Source organism: Kitasatospora sp. NPDC002551, from assembly GCF_040296005.1.
Lineage (GTDB): Bacteria > Actinomycetota > Actinomycetes > Streptomycetales > Streptomycetaceae > Kitasatospora.
Map to the genome: position 1 here is coordinate 1 of NZ_JBEOWI010000154.1, position 3,015 is coordinate 3,015.

Annotated in this window: 3 protein-coding genes; all 3 read right to left on the reverse strand. The window is 70.1% G+C overall.

Annotation, left to right across the window (positions count from 1 at the left end; genetic code table 11):
• On the reverse strand, positions 1–1,791 hold a 1,791-nt coding region (locus ABT093_RS40750), incomplete at its 3' end, for a P-loop NTPase family protein (RefSeq protein ID WP_502884433.1).
• 62 nt (positions 1,792–1,853) lie between these two features.
• Positions 1,854–2,360 carry a hypothetical protein gene (locus tag ABT093_RS40755; RefSeq protein WP_350572563.1) on the reverse strand — a complete coding sequence of 169 codons (507 nt, stop codon included), beginning with the start codon at positions 2,358–2,360 and terminating at the stop codon, positions 1,854–1,856.
• Positions 2,360–2,917, reverse strand: a complete 558-nt coding sequence (locus ABT093_RS40760) for a hypothetical protein (protein WP_350572564.1) — start codon at positions 2,915–2,917, stop codon at positions 2,360–2,362. The genes ABT093_RS40755 and ABT093_RS40760 overlap by 1 nt, the downstream gene beginning before the upstream one ends.
• Positions 2,918–3,015 lie beyond the last annotated feature (98 nt).

The window sequence follows — 3,015 nt, forward strand, 5'->3', positions numbered from 1 at the left end:
CTCGTCGATCTCGACGAGACCAGCCTCAGCCCGTTCAGCTGCGCGGCGCTTCGCCTCGTCGAGGGTGATGTGGTGGACCTTGTGGATCATGGGGTCGTCCGGCATGCCGGGCGCGCCTTCGATGTAGACCTGTGCGCACTGCCGCAGGTCGTCGCCGGACTTGGGGTTGAGGCGGTGCGGGAGCCAGCCTTCGTCCATCATGCCGCCGCCGAGGGCCGCCTTGACGTCTACGTCCCGGCACGAGCCGAGGATCTTCAGGGCCGGCTGCTGGGCCAGGTTGGAGCCGAGGAAGGCCGTGGTGGCTCCCTGCGCGGCGAAGATGATCCAGACCCCCTCTTTGCGGCCGATGAGGAGGAGGGAGGCGACAAGCAGCTTGGAAAGTTCGGTGAGCTTGGGGAACTCGTCGATGAATACAAGGATTGCCGGATGCTGAGAGGACGGTTGCCAGGCGTCACCCATGCCGAGACCGCGGCGGATGCGGGCGCGGCCGGCGGCCAGGCAGTGCAGCCACAGCAGCGTGCGCTCGATGGTCGCGGGGTCGAGGCTGGTGAGCCGGATCGCGTCTTCGTACGGACCGGGTCCGTCGCCGCTGGGGTCGAGGAAGAGCGTGACCGCGTCGTGGCAGGCCGTGGTGACGTCGACCAGGGCGCGCAGCAGGGTGGATTTGCCGCCGCCGGATCGGGCGATGACTTCGCCCATGAGGCCGGCCAGGGAGAAGGCGAGGGGGCTCCCGTTGGCAGAGCCGCCGTAGACGGCGGGGTCGGTGATGCTGATCGACTTCGGCGCGAGGTAGGGCGCGGGTGGCAGATCGGCGAACATGTCGCCTTGGCGTAGCAGGAGGGTCGCGCAGGCGGTGCGGCTCTTCAGCGGCTGGACGATGACGTCACCCTTGCCGAGGTCGAAGAGCGTCTCGAGGTCGGGGGCCTTGTTGATGATCGCAGCGGGGGTGCCCTTGGAGACGCGGACGGTGGACTGCCAGCCCCAGCGCTGCTGTTCGACGTCGGTGATCTCGGCGACGGGGATGTTTTCGGCTTGCAGGGCGCGCAGGATGCACTCGGCTGCTTCGTCGGTGGTGGTCGCTCGGGCGATGGGGTACGGGGTGGGATCGGGCTGGAGCGCGCTGGCGACGCCGGGGACCGGCTCGGGCGTGGGGAATCCGAGGCGGGGAGGCGGCGGGTTCAGCACGGTGGGCCGGCGTCCCTGGATCCAGACGGCTGCTCCTGCCAGCAGGGTGACGGCGCCGGCGGTGTAGGCGGCGGGGGCAGGGTTCTGCGCGGCGAGGGCGACCGAGATGGCGAGCAGCACGGTGGTGCCCAGGCGCCGGTTGCGGGCCCGGGCGGTGCGGGTGGCCGCGAGGTCGGCGCTGCTGGGCGGGTAGGGGGTGAACGTTTCGCTGCGGACGGCGTTCGCTTCGCGGGAGTAGAGGGCGCGCTGGCGGTGTGCCTGATGCTCGTTGGAGTTCTTCCAGTGCTTGAGCTGGGTGTTGATCTCCCGCAGGTCGGCGGTGCGGCGGTTCTTCCACTGGGTGTGCTGGTGGTTGAGATGGAAGGCGGTCAGGTACTCCGGGGAGAGGTCCTGGGCGTTCCACCAGCGGTTCAGTTGCCGCGCGGTGTGGCGGGTGCCGTTGGTGAAGACGGAGCCTTCCCGGATAGCGATCTTGTGTGCGTACGCGGTGAGGACGGTGCCTCGGACGGGTTGGCTCGGTGGCTGCGGCTTGTTGGGATCGTCGCGGGGGCCGGAGTCCACGACTTCCTTGTCGGACTCGTCGAAGGACGCGGGGGAGGCGGACATGCTGCTGCTCCTGGCGGTGCCGCGGTCACCGGCCGTTCGGGCGGCGGCAACCGCGGCGTGGATCAGTTGAAGGCGCCGGTGATCTGGGTGCCGATGCCGTTGACGAGGGGGACGAGGGTGGCGGCGGCCAGGCCGGCACCGCCTGCGGACAGTCCCAGCCCGCTGCCGGAGGCGGCGCCGAGGCCGAAGTCGAGGGAGACGGATTTGGTGATCGACTTCCAGGCCGTGGCCAGACCGACGCAGAGCAGCACCAGCACCATGGCGCCGGATGGGGTGATCACTCCGGGGTGGGCTCCGCCGTGGATTGCGGGGGTGGCCGATCCGGTCGCGCCGGCGAGGACCTTGTCGCCGCCCATGTTCATGACGTGGGCGACGAAGCCGAAGAAGTACCCGAGCGCTCCCCCGGTGCACAGGACGGACAGCATGCCGAGCGCCTGGCCGAGGAGGAAGGGGATGAGGGCCTTCCAGCTGCGGAGGTCGTGGCGGAAGAAGCGCACGCCGCGCCAGACGAGGAAGGAGAGGGCCACGGTGAGGCCGCCGATCGTGACGTACGTGGCGGAGGTGAACATCAGGAGGCTCCGGTCAGGGCGGTGACGATCAGGAGGAAGGTGGGTCCGTAGAGCACGGCGGCGGAGATGTTCAGGGTGAACAGCCATCGGGTGATCGAGCCGGAGTAGCGCAGCCGCCAGTAGCCGGTGATCAGGGCGGCCATGAACGCCATGCCGACGGGCGCGCTCGTGCCGGCGTCGCGGGCCAGGGCGTAGAGGGCGGGCTGGAGCAGCGCCCCTGCGGCCACTGCGGTCAGGCGGGCTTTGTCCGCGACGATCCAGGAGAAGTCGAACACCCGGTCCCGGTCGGCGGTCGGGGCCTGTTTCTCGGCGTAGTAGTGGTGGTGGTGATGGACCTCGATGCCGGGGGCGACGGCTCGGGGTTGTCCTTCTCCCTCGATGTCGGTGTGGTGGCTCCGCTGAGTCGGGGCGAGGATGTCCGTCTCTCCCAGGGCGGCCTTGACGTAGGCCCGGGCCCTGAGCTCGTCTCCGCCGATCGCGGCGGAGTCGGCGCCGGGCTGGTTTCGGGGCGCGGCGGCGGGTTCTGCTCGGCGGCGCTTGGTCGAGATCATCTTCACTGGCGGGCCTCGCTGTCCTCGGCGGCGCGACCGGGCAGGGGCGGGACGAGCGTGCCGACGACTGCGGACGCGAAGCCGAGCGCCTTCGATGCCGTGTT